Annotated in this window: 15 protein-coding genes; 9 read left to right on the forward strand and 6 right to left on the reverse strand. The window is 64.2% G+C overall.

Annotated elements, in window-relative coordinates:
* Positions 1–39: 39 nt before the first annotated feature.
* From kdpC to PI93_RS12990, 7 genes are all read left to right on the forward strand, one after another.
* Positions 40–624: a potassium-transporting ATPase subunit KdpC gene (gene kdpC, locus PI93_RS12960; RefSeq protein ID WP_039371557.1), complete on the forward strand. Its 585-nt coding sequence runs from the start codon at positions 40–42 to the stop codon at positions 622–624.
* A 188-nt stretch (positions 625–812) separates the two neighbouring features.
* The gene (locus tag PI93_RS12965) at positions 813–3,647 is read left to right on the forward strand and encodes a sensor histidine kinase (RefSeq protein ID WP_052240743.1); all 2,835 of its coding nucleotides are present in this window, start codon (positions 813–815) and stop codon (positions 3,645–3,647) included.
* On the forward strand, positions 3,640–4,350 hold the full coding sequence (gene kdpE, locus PI93_RS12970) for a two-component system response regulator KdpE (RefSeq protein WP_039371560.1): 711 nt from the start codon (positions 3,640–3,642) through the stop codon (positions 4,348–4,350). The genes PI93_RS12965 and kdpE overlap by 8 nt, the downstream gene beginning before the upstream one ends.
* A gap of 354 nt (positions 4,351–4,704) precedes the next feature.
* Positions 4,705–5,022: a quaternary ammonium compound efflux SMR transporter SugE gene (sugE, locus tag PI93_RS12975; RefSeq protein ID WP_039371562.1), complete on the forward strand. Its 318-nt coding sequence runs from the start codon at positions 4,705–4,707 to the stop codon at positions 5,020–5,022.
* A 268-nt stretch (positions 5,023–5,290) separates the two neighbouring features.
* Positions 5,291–5,887, forward strand: a complete 597-nt coding sequence (locus tag PI93_RS12980; RefSeq protein WP_039371716.1) for a DUF4126 domain-containing protein — start codon at positions 5,291–5,293, stop codon at positions 5,885–5,887.
* The gene (locus tag PI93_RS12985; protein ID WP_236105575.1) at positions 5,874–8,423 is read left to right on the forward strand and encodes an ABC transporter permease; all 2,550 of its coding nucleotides are present in this window, start codon (positions 5,874–5,876) and stop codon (positions 8,421–8,423) included. The genes PI93_RS12980 and PI93_RS12985 overlap by 14 nt, the downstream gene beginning before the upstream one ends.
* 103 nt (positions 8,424–8,526) lie before the next feature.
* On the forward strand, positions 8,527–8,970 hold the full coding sequence (locus tag PI93_RS12990; RefSeq protein WP_039371567.1) for a group II truncated hemoglobin: 444 nt from the start codon (positions 8,527–8,529) through the stop codon (positions 8,968–8,970).
* Positions 8,971–9,138: 168 nt separating this feature from the next.
* Here PI93_RS12990 and PI93_RS12995 read toward each other — a convergent pair whose 3' ends face one another.
* Positions 9,139–10,140: a hypothetical protein gene (locus tag PI93_RS12995; protein ID WP_144400271.1), complete on the reverse strand. Its 1,002-nt coding sequence runs from the start codon at positions 10,138–10,140 to the stop codon at positions 9,139–9,141.
* Between the two features lie 27 nt (positions 10,141–10,167).
* Positions 10,168–10,608 carry a tetratricopeptide repeat protein gene (locus PI93_RS13000; protein WP_039371573.1) on the reverse strand — a complete coding sequence of 147 codons (441 nt, stop codon included), beginning with the start codon at positions 10,606–10,608 and terminating at the stop codon, positions 10,168–10,170.
* A gap of 362 nt (positions 10,609–10,970) precedes the next feature.
* Between PI93_RS13000 and PI93_RS13005 the strand changes: the two genes are divergently transcribed.
* Positions 10,971–11,702 (forward strand): alanyl-tRNA editing protein, encoded by a 732-nt coding sequence (locus PI93_RS13005; RefSeq protein ID WP_039371576.1) that lies wholly within the window; start codon positions 10,971–10,973, stop codon positions 11,700–11,702.
* A 54-nt stretch (positions 11,703–11,756) separates the two neighbouring features.
* The gene (locus tag PI93_RS13010; protein WP_039371578.1) at positions 11,757–12,368 is read left to right on the forward strand and encodes a DUF924 family protein; all 612 of its coding nucleotides are present in this window, start codon (positions 11,757–11,759) and stop codon (positions 12,366–12,368) included.
* A gap of 17 nt (positions 12,369–12,385) precedes the next feature.
* On the opposite strand, the gene PI93_RS13015 is transcribed toward PI93_RS13010, so the two are convergent.
* The 4 genes from PI93_RS13015 to PI93_RS13030 all read right to left on the reverse strand — a co-directional run bounded on the left by PI93_RS13015 (position 12,386) and on the right by PI93_RS13030 (position 14,982).
* Positions 12,386–12,895 (reverse strand): DUF2062 domain-containing protein, encoded by a 510-nt coding sequence (locus PI93_RS13015; RefSeq protein WP_052240734.1) that lies wholly within the window; start codon positions 12,893–12,895, stop codon positions 12,386–12,388.
* 227 nt (positions 12,896–13,122) lie between these two features.
* On the reverse strand, positions 13,123–13,719 hold the full coding sequence (locus PI93_RS13020; RefSeq protein ID WP_039371581.1) for an LOG family protein: 597 nt from the start codon (positions 13,717–13,719) through the stop codon (positions 13,123–13,125).
* A 3-nt stretch (positions 13,720–13,722) separates the two neighbouring features.
* Positions 13,723–14,406, reverse strand: a complete 684-nt coding sequence (locus PI93_RS13025) for a TetR/AcrR family transcriptional regulator (protein WP_039371585.1) — start codon at positions 14,404–14,406, stop codon at positions 13,723–13,725.
* A gap of 141 nt (positions 14,407–14,547) precedes the next feature.
* Positions 14,548–14,982: a diacylglycerol kinase gene (locus PI93_RS13030; protein ID WP_052240735.1), complete on the reverse strand. Its 435-nt coding sequence runs from the start codon at positions 14,980–14,982 to the stop codon at positions 14,548–14,550.
* Positions 14,983–15,014 lie beyond the last annotated feature (32 nt).

Here is a 15,014-nt window from a genome sequence, read left to right on the forward strand (position 1 = left end):
GTCCGGGCCACATTGCTGAAACTCTAAGGAATAGACGTCATGAAAACCCTCTTGCGCCCGATGCTGAGCCTGTTCGTCGTGCTCTCGGTCATCACGGGTCTGGTGTATCCGCTGGTCGTGACCGGCATCGGCCGGGCGGCGTTCTCGCGCGAAGCCGCCGGGAGTCTGATCTACAAGGATGGCAAAGCCGTTGGCTCGTCGTTGATCGGTCAGAACTTCGACGAACCGAAATACTTCTGGGGCCGTCTGTCGGCCACGGCACCGATGCCCAACAACGGTACGGCCTCGGGCGGCTCGAACTTCGGCCCGCTCAACCCGGCACTCGCCGACGCCGTGAAGGGGCGCATCGCCGCGCTGCGTGCCGCGGATCCGAGCGCCACGCTGCCGGTGCCCGCCGATCTGGTGACTTCGTCCGCGAGCGGTCTCGACCCGGACATCAGCCCGGCGGCCGCCGAGTATCAGGTCGCCCGCGTCGCCAAGGCGCGAGGCCTGAGCCCTGACGCCGTGCGCTCGCTCGTGGCGCGCTACACACAAGGCCGCCAATGGGGCATTTTCGGAGAGGCCCGGGTGAATGTTCTGAAGCTCAACCTCGCGCTGGACGGACTGACGCCCGGCAGCGTCTGAAAACCGTATCCGCAGGCGGGGCCGGCGAGTGAATCGCTGGTCTTGCCCGGGCGCCTGCGGTAGATTGGCGGCACGCCCCGGCGCGTGCCGCTTTTTTGCATCACCGGGCGACCGGTGATTTGATATTCGCCACGCCCGATCTTCTGGCGTGGCGCACGCCTTCACAGTGGACTGATCCGATGGCTGGCATGGAACGCCCCGATCCCGACGAATTGCTCGACAAGTTGCAGCGCGACGAAGCGCGCGATCAGCGTGGCCGGCTGAAGATTTTCTTCGGCGCGTCTGCTGGCGTCGGCAAAACGTTTGCGATGTTGCAAGCCGCACGCAAGTTGAGCGAGGAGGGCACCGACGTCGTTGTCGGTGTGCTGGAGACGCACGGCCGCGAAGAAACGGCGCGCCTGCTCGAAGGGCTGGAAGTCCTGCCGCAGAAGACCGTCGAGTACCGTGGACGCGTGCTGCGCGAATTCGATCTCGACGGCATGCTCGCGCGCAAACCGGCCGTAGCGCTGGTCGATGAGTTGGCGCACGCGAACGTACCAGGCGAGCGCCACATGAAACGCTGGCAGGACGTGCACGAGTTGCTCGATGCGGGCATCGACGTGTACACCACGCTCAACGTGCAGCATCTGGAGCGACTCAACGACGTGGTGGGCCAGATTACCGGCATCCGCGTGTGGGAGACGTTGCCTGACCGCGTGTTCGATCTGGCCGACGAGGTGAAGCTGGTCGATCTGCCGCCGGACGAATTGCTCGAGCGCATGCGTGAGGGCAAGGTCTACATGGCGGCGCAGGCCGAACGCGCCGTGCGCAACTTCTTCCGCAAGGGCAACCTGATTGCCTTGCGCGAACTGGCACTGCGGCGCACAGCCGACCGTGTCGACGCGCAGATGCGCGAGTACCGTGCGGATCAATCGATTCGTCAGGTCTGGCAGGCTCGCGAGCGGCTTCTCGTTGCCATCGGGCCAGGGCCGGAGGGCGTGGCGCTGGTGCGGGCGGCCGCTCGGCTGGCGGCGAGTCTGCGTGCCGACTGGCTGGCTGTCCACGTGGAGACCCCCGCGATTCTGCGGCAATCGGCGGCGCGCCGCGAAAGCACCTACGCTACGCTAAAACTCGCGCAGGAACTTGGCGCGGAGACGCTCACGCTCGACGGCGCGCAAGCCGCCACCACGCTGCTGGCCTATGCCCAGATGCGCAATGTCTCGAAGCTGGTTGTCGGTGCGAGTGGCGCACGGCGCTGGTGGACCGCCAGCACACCGCTCCACGAGCAACTGATACGGCTTGCGCGCGGTGTCGATGTGGTGCTGATCGGGCCGGCCGCCGGGGACTCGGCCGCCGACAAACGCGTGGTGCGCGGCGACTGGCGCGACTGGTTCGAGACCGTCCCCGAACTGGGCCTCGTCGGTGGTCCATGGCGCGCGTATGCGTGGGCGGTCGGTATCTGTGGCGCGGTGTCGCTTGTCGCTGCGGAACTGACATCGTTCCTCGACCTTGCGAATATTGCGATGCTGTATTTGCTCGGCGTGATCGTCGCCGCGATGCGCCTCGGGCGTGGGCCGGGGGTCCTGGCTTCGTTTCTGTCGGTGTTGGCGTTCGACTTCTTCTTCGTGCCACCGAAGATGTCGCTCTCGGTGTCGGATACGCAGTATCTGCTGACGTTCGCCGTGATGCTGACGGTCGCACTCGTCATCAGCCATCTCACAACAAGTCTGCGATTCCAGGCGAGGCTGGCCACGTGGCGTGAGCGCCGCACGGGGGCGGTGTATGCGATGGCTCGCGAACTGGCGGCGGCGCTGACCACGCCACAGATCGTGGAGATTGGCTCGCGCCACGTGCGCGAAGTGTTTCAGGCGCGTGTGGCGTTGTTGTTGCCGGACAGCCAGAGCAGTGTGCGTCAGCCGGTGGAGAACGCGAGGGCAGAGACGATGCCCGCGCACATCGATACCGATGTCGCGCAGTGGGTCTATGACCGTCAACAGGCGGCAGGGCAGGGCACGAACACGCTGCCGGCGTCGGACGCCTATTATCTGCCGCTGCGCGCACCGATGCGCACGCGTGGCGTGCTGGTGGTGGCGCCAGAACCCGATGGGGGCGGCGCTATCGGCACGCCGGAACAGCAGCGTCTGCTCGATACGTTCGCGGCGCAGATCGCGTTGGCGCTCGAGCGCGTGCATTACGTGGAAATCGCTCAGGACGCGCTGGTGACGATGGAGTCCGAGCGACTGCGCAACTCGCTGCTCTCGGCAATCTCGCACGATCTGCGCACGCCCCTGACATCCATCGTGGGTTTCGCGAGCATGCTCAGCCGCAATGCGCAAACGCCCGGGCCGCTGCGCACGGAACTCGTCGATGCCATTCACGAGGAAGCGCAACGCATGACGGGACTGGTGACCAATCTGCTCGATATGGCGAAGTTGCAGGCGGGCGGCGTGCAGCTCAATCGGCAGTGGCAGATGCTCGAAGAGGTGGTGGGTACGTCGTTACGCGCGAGCCGCCGGGTGCTTGCGGGACATGACATCACGACCCGATTGCCCGCCGATCTGCCGCTGCTGCGCTTCGACGCCGTGTTGCTCGAACGGCTCTTTACCAATCTGCTGGAGAATGCGGCGAAGTATTCGCCTGCCGGGTCCCACATTGAAATTGCCGCGCGTGTGCACGGCGACGACGTTGAAGTCAGTGTGAGCGACGATGGTCCCGGCCTGCCGGCGGGAATGGAGGGCCGTATCTTCGAGAAGTTCATGCGAGGAGAGAAGGAGTCCGCCAAGCCGGGTATCGGTCTCGGGCTGGCCATCTGTCGCGCCATTGTCGAGGCGCACGGCGGTAGAATTTACGCCACCAATGTGCCTGAGGGGCACGGCGCGCGATTCGTCTTCACGTTGCCGGTAGAGACACCGCCGGTAGCCCCGGAGGCGCCCGAAGGCGCTGACGAGGATGAGTCGAATACGATGGATGCGATGGACACGAAAGACGACGGCCCGCAGTCACCCCGCCGCGCAGGCGCAAACGCTACACGACAACATGAGTGAACCCACCATCACCATCGTGGTGATTGAAGACGAACGGCAGATCCGACGGTTTCTGCGCACCTCGCTGGAGGCCGAAGGCATGGTCGTGCACGAGGCGGAAGCCGGACGGCAGGGCATGGTCGAAGCCGCGACGCGCAAGCCCGACTTGCTCATCGTCGATCTGGGCTTGCCGGATATCGACGGCGTGGAGGTCATTCGGGAAGTGCGAAGCTGGACCGATATGCCGATCATCGTGCTCTCCGCCCGCAACGAGGAAGCCGAAAAGGTCGTGGCGCTCGATGTCGGTGCCGACGACTATCTGACCAAACCGTTCGGCGTGTCGGAGTTGCTTGCGCGGATTCGGGCGCAACTGAGGCGGCATCACCGGGGCGGTAACTCGGAAACGCTCGACGAAGCGTTCTCGTTCGGTGACATCAACATCGATCTGGCGAGACGCAAGGTCACCCGCGCGGGCGAGCCCGTTCACCTGACGCCCATCGAGTACCGGCTATTGGTCACGCTGGTGCGGCATGCGGGGCGTGTGCTGACGCACCGTCAGTTGCTCAAGGAAGTGTGGGGGCCGTCGCACGTCGAAAGCAATCACTACCTGCGCATCTACATGGGACACCTTCGCCAGAAGCTGGAGGCAGATCCGGCGCAGCCTCAGCACATCCTGACCGAGACGGGCGTGGGCTACCGGCTTGAGGTGGACGCGATCGGGTGACACGTTGGCCGGAGAGTGCCGACAAAGCGTGCGTGCCGAGGGCGGTGACATGCGGGTAGGCGGCTAGGGCAGCACGATGCCCAGTGCCCCGTGCTCAATGCCCGGCGGCCAACGCGCCATGACCCTGTCGCCGATGGGGCGTTCGGCGGCAATGCGCCAGCTTTGCTAAAATCGCGATGTTCCATCCGGCGTGTCTGGCAATCTCCCCTGCGGTGAGATGCCGAGCTGCAATCTTGCAACGTTGGCGCTCCGCCATTTCATTCGACATCCGATGGAATCCATTGTCAGGACGGCCTGACAATCGGCTCGCTTTTCTTCCGGGGACGACCCCGATTTATGTCATCGGAGTCAGTCATGGCCTGGATTCTTCTCGTTTTTGCCGGTTTGCTCGAAGTGGCGTGGGCCGTCGGCCTCAAGTACACGCAAGGTTTTTCGCGACTGGTGCCATCGGTCTTCACGATCGCGGCCATGGTCGGCAGCGTCTGGCTGCTGGCGCTTGCCGTGCGCTCGCTCCCCCTGGGGACGGCATATGCCATCTGGACCGGCATCGGCGCGGTCGGCGCTTTTGTTCTGGGCATCATTCTGTTCGGGGAATCGGCCTCTGCCGCCCGTATCGCGAGCGTGACGCTGATTCTGGCCGGACTGGTCGGACTCAAGCTGACGGCTGCCTGAAGGCGTTCCCGGCCCGGCGCCGATCGGGCGGTATCCCCAATGTTCGGCACCGGTGGTGCGTTGCCGCAACGCGCGGCATAATGGCGCGGTAACGGCCGAATTCCCTTTCGGCGGCGGTCCGGTGGCAAGGGTTCGCCCTCGGCCTTCATCCGTCACTTCAGTCCGGACGGCGTGGCGGTACCGCGCCCTGCCGGTTGGCCGTTATCGCGTCGGCAGTCTGAGGCGCGTGATCGTGCGACGCCGTCATGTCGGCGGCAGCGAGGTCACCATGCTTGAATCGATTGCGCTTGGCGCAGGGCTGTCCTGGGGCAGTGGTCTGCGGTTATATCTGACGGTGTTCTGCGCGGGACTGGCGGCGCGTCTGGGCTGGCTACATCTGCCGCCGTCGCTGATGGTGCTGACGTCGACGTGGGTTATTGCCACCGCCGGCGTGCTGACGCTCATCGAGTTCTTCGCCGACAAAATCCCCTTCGTCGATAGTGCTTGGGATGCCGTGCATACCTTCATCCGCATCCCGGCAGGGATCGTGTTGGGCGCGGCAGCGCTGGGGCAGATGGACCCGACAGTCACGGTGCTGGCCGGTCTGGCGGGCGGTGCCCTGGCAGGAACGGCGCATCTGGCCAAGGCGGGCAGTCGCGCGCTGATCAACACCTCACCGGAACCTTTCTCCAATGTCGCGGCCTCAGCCGGCGAAGATGTGTCGACGGTGGGCGGATTGGCGCTTGCGTTCTTCCTGCCCGCCGTTTTTCTCGTAATGTTGCTGGTCTTCGTCGTGCTGGCGTGGTGGTGGTTGCCCCGCGTCTGGCGCGGATGGCGCTCATTGCTGGCGCGGGTCAAAGGATTGAGGAACGATGGGGTTCACTGAGGTTGCCCGCCAGTCGTGGCGGATGTTCCTGCGCGACTGGCGCGCGGGCGAGTTGCATCTGCTTCTCGTCGCACTGTTGCTGGCGGTCGGCGCACTTTCCAGCGTCGGCTTTCTCTCGGATCGGATGCAGGGCGGGCTCGAGCGCGACGCGCGGCAGATGCTCGCCGCCGATCTCGTCGTTCGCAGCGACGCGCCGTTGTCACCCGACTTCACCCGTCAGGCGCAAGCCGACGGGCTGGCAACGGCGGTGGTCGCCAATTTTCCAAGTATGGCCAGCGCCATGGGCGAGGGCGGGCAGGTCAGCGCGAGCCGTTTGTCGTCGCTCAAGGCGGTCAGTGACGGCTATCCGCTGCGCGGACGCGTGCGGACCGCGCCGGATGCGGGGGCAAGCACGCCCGATGCGCCTGCTCCCGGCATTCCCGAGCCGGGCACGGTATGGGTCGATGCCGCCTTGCTCGACGCGCTGCATGTCAAACCCGGCGAGTCCATTCGTGTCGGCAACCGGGCGCTGCGTATCGCCGCCGTCATCACGCGCGAGATGGATCGCGGATATGGCTTCGGATCGCTGGCGCCCCGCGTCATGATGCGCTTCGACGAACTACCGTCGACGGGGCTCGTGCAGTTCGGCAGCCGCATTACCTATCGCCTGTTGCTGGCGGGCACAGACGCCCAGGTCGGCAAGTTCGCGGCATGGGCGCGTCCGGCGGCCGAGCAGGCGCGGGGCGTGCATCTCGAATCGTTAGAGGACGGGCAGCCGCAGGTGCGGCAGACGCTCGACCGCGCCGAACGCTTCCTGTCGCTGGTGGCTTTGCTCGCCGCCGTGCTGGCCGCCGTGGCGGTCGGTATCGCTTCGCGGCGCTACAGCGAGCGCCATCTCGATGCCTGTGCCGTGATGCGCTGCCTGGGACTGCCGCGCCGGGCGTTGCGCGGCATGGTCACGCTCGAGTTCGTTGGACTTGGCCTGATCGGCGGCGTGCTTGGCGTCGCACTCGGCTATGCGGCCCATTGGGTGCTGTTGGCTCAGTTGGGTGACGTAATTCCGGCGGGGCTGCCTGCACCGACGTGGCGTCCGGCGGTCTTCGGTCTGACGAGTGCACTGGTGATGCTGTTGGGGTTTGCTTTGCCGCCGTTGCTCCCGCTGTCCGAGGTCGCACCGCTGCACGTACTGCGTCGCGACGTGGTGGGCGGTGCCCGTCGGCAAGGCTGGCTGGCCTATGGCGCGAGTGCGCTCGCTTTCGGCGCCTTGTTGCTGTTTGCCGCACGAGACCTGCGCCTGGGGGCGATGGTGGCAGGTGGATTTGTGGCGGGTGCGGTGGTGTTTGGAGTGCTCGCGTGGTTGGCCATTCGCGCGCTGGCTGCGTGGGCCCGGCGCGCCGGCTCCGCCGGTGGCGCCATGGGGGGCATTGGATGGCGATACGCCATCGCCGGTTTGCGCCGTCGTGGCCTCGGCAGTGCCTTGCAGGTGGTGGCGCTCGGCCTCGGGTTGATGGCGTTGCTGCTGTTGGCGGTCACGCGCAACGATCTCGTGGCCGGCTGGCGTCAGTCGAGTCCGCCCGACGCCCCGAACCGTTTCGTCATCGATATTCAACCGGGGCAGGATGCACCGGTCCTCTCGCAACTGCGCGCGGCAGGGCTGCCGGATGTGCAGCTGTCGCCGATGATTCGCGCGCGTCTGACCGCCATCAACGGCAAACCGGTGACGGGAGAGCGTTATACGGAAGAGCGCGCGCGACGTCTGGCCGAGCGTGAGTTCAATCTGTCGTACACGGCGGGATTGCCCGAGGGGAACCGCGTGACGGCCGGGCAGTGGTACGGCGACACGACGACGCCACAGATTTCCATGGAGGAAGGCATTGCGAAGACACTGGGGCTGAAGCTCGGTGACACGCTGCGCTTCGAGGTCACGGGACAGACCATCGACGCGCCCATCACGAGCTTGCGCAAGCTGGACTGGGGCTCGATGCGTGTGAATTTCTTCGTCGTGATGCCGCCAGCGGCGCTGCGCGATTTTCCAATGACCTGGATTACGTCGTTCCATCTCGAGCCAAAGCAGCAGCGCGTGGCGGACGCATTGGTGCGCCAGTTCCCGAACGTGACGGTGATCGACACGGGCGCGTTGCTCGCGCAGATTCAGCAGATCCTGTCGCAGGTGATCGACGCCGTACAGGCGCTGTTCCTCTTCACGCTCGCCGCGGGTGTGCTGGTGCTGTACGCGGCACTCGCCGGCACGCGCGACGAGCGCATGCGCGAGAGCGGCATTTTGCGCGCGCTGGGGGCGTCGTCGCGGCAACTGCGCGACGTGCATCTGGCAGAGCTGGTGACGGTCGGCGCGCTCGCCGGGTTGCTGGCCTCGCTGGGAGCGGGTGCACTCGGCTGGGCACTGGCGCGTTACGTCTTCGAATTCGCGCTGACCTTCAATCCGTGGCTGCCGGTGCTGGGCGTGGGTGCCGGTGTGCTGTGCGCGCTGGCCGGCGGATGGAGCGGTCTGCGCGCCGTGTTGCGCCAGTCCGCGCTGCGCACGCTGCGCGAGGTCTGAGGGCCGGCCCCCGAGTCGACGGCCAGGCGGGCGCGGCATCATGCCGCGGCCTCCCATTGGGCGACGATGGCAGACGTTGTAGGCCTCGGGCACAATAGCGGCCATGACGACCGAAAACACCCCGCAAACCTCTCCGGCAGACGACGACACGCAGGATACGCCTGCGCAGCCGACTGCCTTCTCCCTGCTCGGCGGCGAAGATCGCGTGCGCGAACTCGTCGACCGTTTCTACGATTTGATGGATCTGGAGTCGGAATTTGCGGGCATTCGCAGCCTGCATCCGGCGTCGCTTGGCGACTCGCGCGACAAGCTCTTCTGGTTTCTGTGCGGATGGCTGGGCGGCCCCAATCACTACATCGAACGCTTCGGCCATCCCATGCTGCGCGCCCGTCATCTGCCGTTCCCGATCGCGTCCAGTGAACGCGATCAATGGCTGCGCTGTATGGCGTGGGCGATGCAGGACATTGGTGTGGAAGTGTCGTTGCAGGAGCGGCTCATGCAGGCGTTCCACGGAACCGCCGACTGGATGCGTAACCGCGCCGGCTAACACCTCGCTGCGGCAATTACCGGCTAGCCGACGCGGTCGCGCGTGCTGGCAGGGCAGGTTGCCCGTCCAGCACCGCAAACCTGCGTGACGGTATCGCGGGTCAGCCACGTGAGTGCAGACCTCGGCGTCGTGAGACCGAGGCGCGTGGCTTACGCGACTCTCTATGGCCTAGGGACGCGGGCTTTCCGTTCGTGAGAGCGTTTCCAGCGCGTCCTGGTAGTCATCCGAATCCTCCGAAACGAGCGTGCGCGTGTCGGATTCGGCATCGAAGAACTCGTCGTGGTCACCGGACACGAGCGACGCGGCGTCATTGATATCCGCATTATTGGAACGATCTGCCGGCGGTGTCGGATTCGCCGTCACGACGCGTGGAACGACCGTGACACCCTCCAGGACGAACTCCATCGTCGGACGGGGCTCCACGTGCACGTAGCCGTTATCGCCATCGATCACGACATAGTTCACACGGGCCTCCGCCGCGACCACCTGATCGACTGACGCGCGTCTGTCGCGGCCGTCGATGATGGTTCCCAGCACCTTGTTTTGCACGAAATCGGTTGCCGCTGCCACGCCGTCGACGATGGCGGTGCTGGTATCTTCGTTGGCGGCGTCCTTCAGCCAGGTGGGTACCGGTATGCCTAACGTCTCGAGCAACGGCGCGGCGCCGTTGTGCACGGCGCCGAACACCAGCGGGCCGTTGGTGGCCGCCATGTTCGCGATGCCGCCGTACTTCTTCAGCGATTCGATCCCCGTCCAGTGCCCAACCGTCTCGAAGAGGTTCGTGTCGCGAATCTCCGTGCCCGGAATGTCGGACGAGCGGGCGAACTTCGCGACGGCGATGAGCAGATTCGCAACTTGTACGGTGGCCGAAATGGCATGCAGAGGAATGTCGGCATAGTCTTTCCAGTCGTGTTCCATCGAGTTGACGGCAACGGCCAGTGCCGTGGTCTTTGCGATGACGTTGACCAGATGGCCGACGAGCGCGGCATTACGCGCGCCACGGTGTGACTGAATGGCGCTTTGAAATTCATCCCATCGCCCCATTGTCAGGTCTTTGGGGGCTTCCGGCATGGTGATTTGCACCTGAGCGCTGGCACCGGCATTCGCGGTGTAGGAGACCTGGGGAACGTGGGTGGAGGGTGTGGAGGACGAGGTGGAGCCTATCGACATGAGAATCTCCCGGGCGATGCGTTAGCGTTAAATCGTGGCGAGAAAGCGTTCGGCGTCTGCGCCGACGGCGGCATAGGCCGCGTTTTCCCGGGAGGTCTCCAGGGCGTGCATGGCGAGGTCCCTGGCGAGGGCACCATCCCCTAGCTTCGCCATGCACTGCGCGCAAATCCATGTCGGTTCCGGATCGTCGGGCGCGAACAGGGAAACGGTGCCGAGCGGTGCGATGGCCAGCGCGTACTCCTCGCGTGCAAAGTGGGCATAACCGACCAGTTTGTTCACGCTGATGTCCAGCGGGCGTTCCTTGAGGAGCGGATAGAGCAGATGGAGGGCGGCCTGGTAATCGGCAGCGTTGTACGCGTCGCGGGCCTCGTGATAGCGCAGCGTAGCGGTGTCTGGCGGGGCGGAGGAATGCGCATGCCCGGTGACATCGCCGCGGGGGGGCGGGGGGAGGTATTGCGTAGGGTGCATGAGAGTGACTTTCCGGTTGGCATCGTTTCGGATTGACGGGCACCGCGTGCAGGGCGCCCGGACGAATGCTACGGTCGACGCCATCACCGTCTCTTTCGAAACGTGGACAACAATGTCGTCAGTTCTCTATGCGTGAACACATTGGGAAAAGCGGGGTATCACGCGCTCCGCGTATGCCTAATTCGGCGGCGTTGGGCCGATGCCGTGAAACCTTTATCCGACGGCGGCGTCAGCGGTGTCCGCTGCACCGGAGACACCTTCGTGACCACGCAGCGACCGTACTGGTGTGACAGCGTCGGATTGTCCCTTGTCACTCATGCGTAGTTCGCGCGACTATGTGGCGTTAAATAAGGAGACGCCACATGAGTACCGAAGCCCTCTTTCGGCAAGACGCCTATCTGCGCCAGTGCGAGGCCCGTATCACGCATATCGACGAGACCGGCATCATGCTCGACCGCACCGTGTTTTATCCGCTCGGCGGCGGACAGGCGGGAGACGCTGGGCAATTCGTGTTGGCTGACGGCACGACACTCACAATTGCCGATACCCGGAAGTCGAAACAGGAAGGCGCAACACCCGACGATGCGGTGCATGTGCCCGCCGAGGGACAGGCGGACTGGCTGGCCCGCTTGTCGGTGGGAGATACCGTTCGTGCCGAGATCGATTGGGAACGACGCTTTCGCCATATGCGCTTTCACACGGCGTCGCATCTGATGTGCGCGGTACTCCCGCACGCGGTCGACGGGTGCAGCATCACTACGGAGTATGCGCGCCTCGACTTTGTGACGAACGAGCCGATCGAGCGCGAGACGGTCGAAGCCGGGTTGGCGGCGCTGGTGGCGGCGGCACGGCCGGTGGCGATCGACAGTATCAGCGACGAAGAAATGGCGGCGCGTCCTGAACTGGTTCGTACAATGAGCGTTAAGCCGCCGGTGGGGCTGGGACGCGTGCGGCTGGTGCGCATCGAAGGGATCGATTTGCAGCCGTGTGGGGGCACGCATGTGGCCAACACCTCGGAGATCGGGGCGTTGCGTGTGGCCAAGATCGAAAAGAAGACGTCGCGCACGCGCCGGGTGGTGTTGGCATTCGCCTGAGTCTGGCATCATGCGAGCCATCCCCTAATGTTCACCCCCGCATGAGGAAGATCGATGGCGACTCCGGCAGCAGACCTATCCCCGCAAACGCAACCGTGGCGAGCCGTGCTCGATTTCTGGTTCGGCACCCCGGATTCTCCGGAATACGGCATGTCACGTGTCGAATGGTTTCGTAAGTCGGAGACGTTCGACGAGGAGATCCGCACGCGTTTCGGTGCGCTGCATGCTCAGGCGCTTGCCGGGGAGTTGGAGGACTGGGCGCAAACGCCGCTGGGCGCCTGCGCGTTGATCGTGGTGCTCGATCAGTTCTCCCGCAACCTGTTCCGGCATCAGGCGAAGGCGTTTGCGGGCGACGCTCAGGCGCTGAGCGTCGCGCGGCGTCTGGTGGAAGCGGGTGACGACCAGCGCCTACCCACGGCGCAGCATCGGGTGTTCGCTTATCTGCCGTTCGAACACGACGAGTCGCTGGAGAGTCAGCACCTCTCACTGACGCTGTACGAGCAATTGGCGAAGAGGTCGGGGACGGTCGATAACCTCGATTACGCGCGCAAGCACGCGGTCATCATCGAGCGTTTCGGACGCTATCCGCATCGCAATGCGGCGCTGGGGCGCGTCTCGACGCCGGAGGAAATCGCCTTTCTGAAGGAACCGGGTTCGTCGTTCTGACGATGGCCGGATGGCGCTCAGCCCCGGCGGCGCTGGCGCCATTGAATCGCGATATAACCGATGACGTAAGCGAGTGCGCCACCGATCACGGCGCAAGCGGTGAGGCCCGCGGCGAGATGCAGCGTTGCGGTGCCGAAATCGAAACTCGTCAGTTGCGACCAGAAGGTCTCGCTGGCCTGTGCCGCGGCGGCCACCGTCGCCTCGATTTCCGCCTGTGGCGAGCCGTCGAACATCCAGCGGCCCAGACGATGCGCCCCCACATACACGAATGGCACCGTCAGGGGATTGGTGATCAGCGTGCCAAGGGCGGCAAGGAGGAGATTTCCGCGCAGCAAAGCCGCCGCGAGAATCGCCACGAGCATCTGACCGAACGGAATCAGAATCCCGAAGAAAACACCGCACGCCAGCCCAATGGCCACGCCACGCGGCGTGGGCTGCCACAAGCTACGGCGAAGCAGTAGGCCGGCATGCGGGCGTAGCCAGCGTGAACGCAGCAGCCGCATCGGGCGGAGCATCTTTAACATCATGGGCAGGTTGCTCGTCGAGGAAGGTGTTGACCCAGGCGGGCATGAGGTGGGTGCGGGTGTTGAATACCCGCATGCAACGGATGTCTGAGTGCTGGGTGCGGCAGGAGTTCAATGACGAGGGGAGAGGGCGCTGCGCGACGTCCCGGGCTGGCCGGCCGCAATGGTCGGAGGGAGACAAAACGGTCGCTGCGCAGCGGCAGTGCCGCGCAGCGATGACACCGATAGGCTTAGATCTGCGTTCGCTGATGCGCCCAGCGATCGACCTGCGACGGCTTGAAATGTCGCATTGTCTCGAGCAGCGTTTCCGGCGACGCGGCGATCTGCAACTGATCGAGCTGTGCCCCTTTGAGGAACTGTTCCGTCACCATCGACTGGAGGAACACCATCAGTGGATCGTAGTAGTTCTCGACGTTGAGCAGACCGATCGGCTTCGCGTGGTAGCCGATTTGCAGCCAGGTGAAGACTTCGAACAGTTCTTCGCACGTGCCGATGCCACCGGGCATGGCGATGAAGGCATCCGACAGATCGGCCATCATCTGCTTGCGCTGGTGCATGTTCTCGACGACGTGCAACTCCGTCAGCCCGGTGTGGCCGACTTCCTTTTCCATCAGCGCTTTCGGAATGATGCCGACGACCTGACCGCCATGGGCCAGCACAGCGTCGGCGATGATGCCCATCAGCCCGACCTTGCCGCCGCCATAGACGAGGCGAATGCCGGCTTCGGCCATGCGACGTCCCAACTCACGCGCTGCTTCGGCATACGCGGGGCGCACGCCTGTCGCGGCGCCACAATAGATACAGATGGATTTGACTTCCGACGACATGCTTTACTGCGCTCCCTTGATAGCTGCTTTGGCGGCGGCTGCCTTTTGCGCCATCTGTTCGTAGAGTTGGCGAGCGTTGCCCTTAAGAAAAGGCGCCATTTGCGAAACGATGTGATAGCTGGCTTGGTGCAGACCCGCGCCAATCTCTGCCGGATCGTTGTATTTGCGCGGATTCATCACGAACTGATAAGACAGCCAATACGTGGAAAGTACCACCATGTTGGTGGTCACCACGTCGATTTCCTCGGGCGTAATTTCCATTTCGCCATCGGCCACGAGCAGGTCGCACATTTCGCGTGCAAAACGCTTCTTGTGGCCAACGATCTGCTTGAAGTGCATCTCGAGCGTGCGATTGCGCGAAAGCAGATCGTTCAGGTCGCGATAGAGAAAACGGAAACGCCACAGAAATTCGGACATGTACTCCAGGTATGTCCCGACCTCTTCGAGGTTCGGTTTGTGATCGTCAGGCAGTCGCAACCGGCGTTCGATTTCCTCCTCGAACTGCGCGAAGATGCTGTTGATGATGTCGTCTTTGTTGCGGAAGTGATAGTACAGATTGCCGGGGCTGATTTTCATCTCCTCGGCAATCGTCGTGGTCGTTACGTTCGGTTCGCCGATTTCGTTGAAGAGTCGTAGCGACACTTCAAGAATTCGTTCGCGGGTACGGCGTGGCGGCTTTGCTTCCATGTCTGTCGGCCCCGGTTAGCGGCAAGCTCGGCGAAGGAGGTTCTCCGCTTGCGTCTCTCAGTTGAATGTCAGGTATACGGCGAACGATTATACCCGGCAGCCGCGTACTGCCAAACAGGGGGACGGGGACTCGGACCGATATCAGAAAACCGCTGTACGTACCAGATCGACGATGACGGGCCCGGCGAGCGAGGCCCAGGTGAGCAGGCAAAGGCCGAGTGCGATGAGGACCGCCGCGCTCCCAAAATCCTTCGCACGCTTGGAGAGTTCGTGCCGTTCGAGCGAAATACGGTCGATGGCGGCTTCGATGCTGGAATTGACCAGCTCGATGATGAGAACGAGCAGAACCGAGCCGATGAGCAGGACGCGCTCGACTGCAGTAACGGGCAGGAAGATTGCCGCCGGCAGGAGGATGGCGGCAAGCGCCAGTTCCTGCCGGAAAGCGCTCTCTTCGAACACGGCAAACTTGAACCCGGACAGCGAATACTTCAGGGCGCGCCAGGCGCGCATGACGCCCCGGTTGCCCTTGTACGGATTCGGTTGTTTGTCGCGTGGCGGCGGGTGATCGATGAACAAGCGTCAGGTTCCTCGCCGCAACGGGCTCTGGA

The organism is Pandoraea fibrosis (assembly GCF_000807775.2).
In the GTDB taxonomy this organism is placed as follows: Bacteria; Pseudomonadota; Gammaproteobacteria; order Burkholderiales; family Burkholderiaceae; genus Pandoraea; species Pandoraea fibrosis.

Coding starts and splice junctions, on each gene's coding strand:
- kdpC (WP_039371557.1), top strand. CDS start 40: ATGAAAACCCTCTTGCGCCCGATGCTGAGCCTGTTCGTCGTGCTCTCG.
- PI93_RS12965 (WP_052240743.1), top strand. CDS start 813: ATGGAACGCCCCGATCCCGACGAATTGCTCGACAAGTTGCAGCGCGAC.
- kdpE (WP_039371560.1), top strand. CDS start 3,640: ATGAGTGAACCCACCATCACCATCGTGGTGATTGAAGACGAACGGCAG.
- sugE (WP_039371562.1), top strand. CDS start 4,705: ATGGCCTGGATTCTTCTCGTTTTTGCCGGTTTGCTCGAAGTGGCGTGG.
- PI93_RS12980 (WP_039371716.1), top strand. CDS start 5,291: ATGCTTGAATCGATTGCGCTTGGCGCAGGGCTGTCCTGGGGCAGTGGT.
- PI93_RS12985 (WP_236105575.1), top strand. CDS start 5,874: ATGGGGTTCACTGAGGTTGCCCGCCAGTCGTGGCGGATGTTCCTGCGC.
- PI93_RS12990 (WP_039371567.1), top strand. CDS start 8,527: ATGACGACCGAAAACACCCCGCAAACCTCTCCGGCAGACGACGACACG.
- PI93_RS12995 (WP_144400271.1), bottom strand. CDS start 10,140: ATGTCGATAGGCTCCACCTCGTCCTCCACACCCTCCACCCACGTTCCC.
- PI93_RS13000 (WP_039371573.1), bottom strand. CDS start 10,608: ATGCACCCTACGCAATACCTCCCCCCGCCCCCCCGCGGCGATGTCACC.
- PI93_RS13005 (WP_039371576.1), top strand. CDS start 10,971: ATGAGTACCGAAGCCCTCTTTCGGCAAGACGCCTATCTGCGCCAGTGC.
- PI93_RS13010 (WP_039371578.1), top strand. CDS start 11,757: ATGGCGACTCCGGCAGCAGACCTATCCCCGCAAACGCAACCGTGGCGA.
- PI93_RS13015 (WP_052240734.1), bottom strand. CDS start 12,895: ATGATGTTAAAGATGCTCCGCCCGATGCGGCTGCTGCGTTCACGCTGG.
- PI93_RS13020 (WP_039371581.1), bottom strand. CDS start 13,719: ATGTCGTCGGAAGTCAAATCCATCTGTATCTATTGTGGCGCCGCGACA.
- PI93_RS13025 (WP_039371585.1), bottom strand. CDS start 14,406: ATGGAAGCAAAGCCGCCACGCCGTACCCGCGAACGAATTCTTGAAGTG.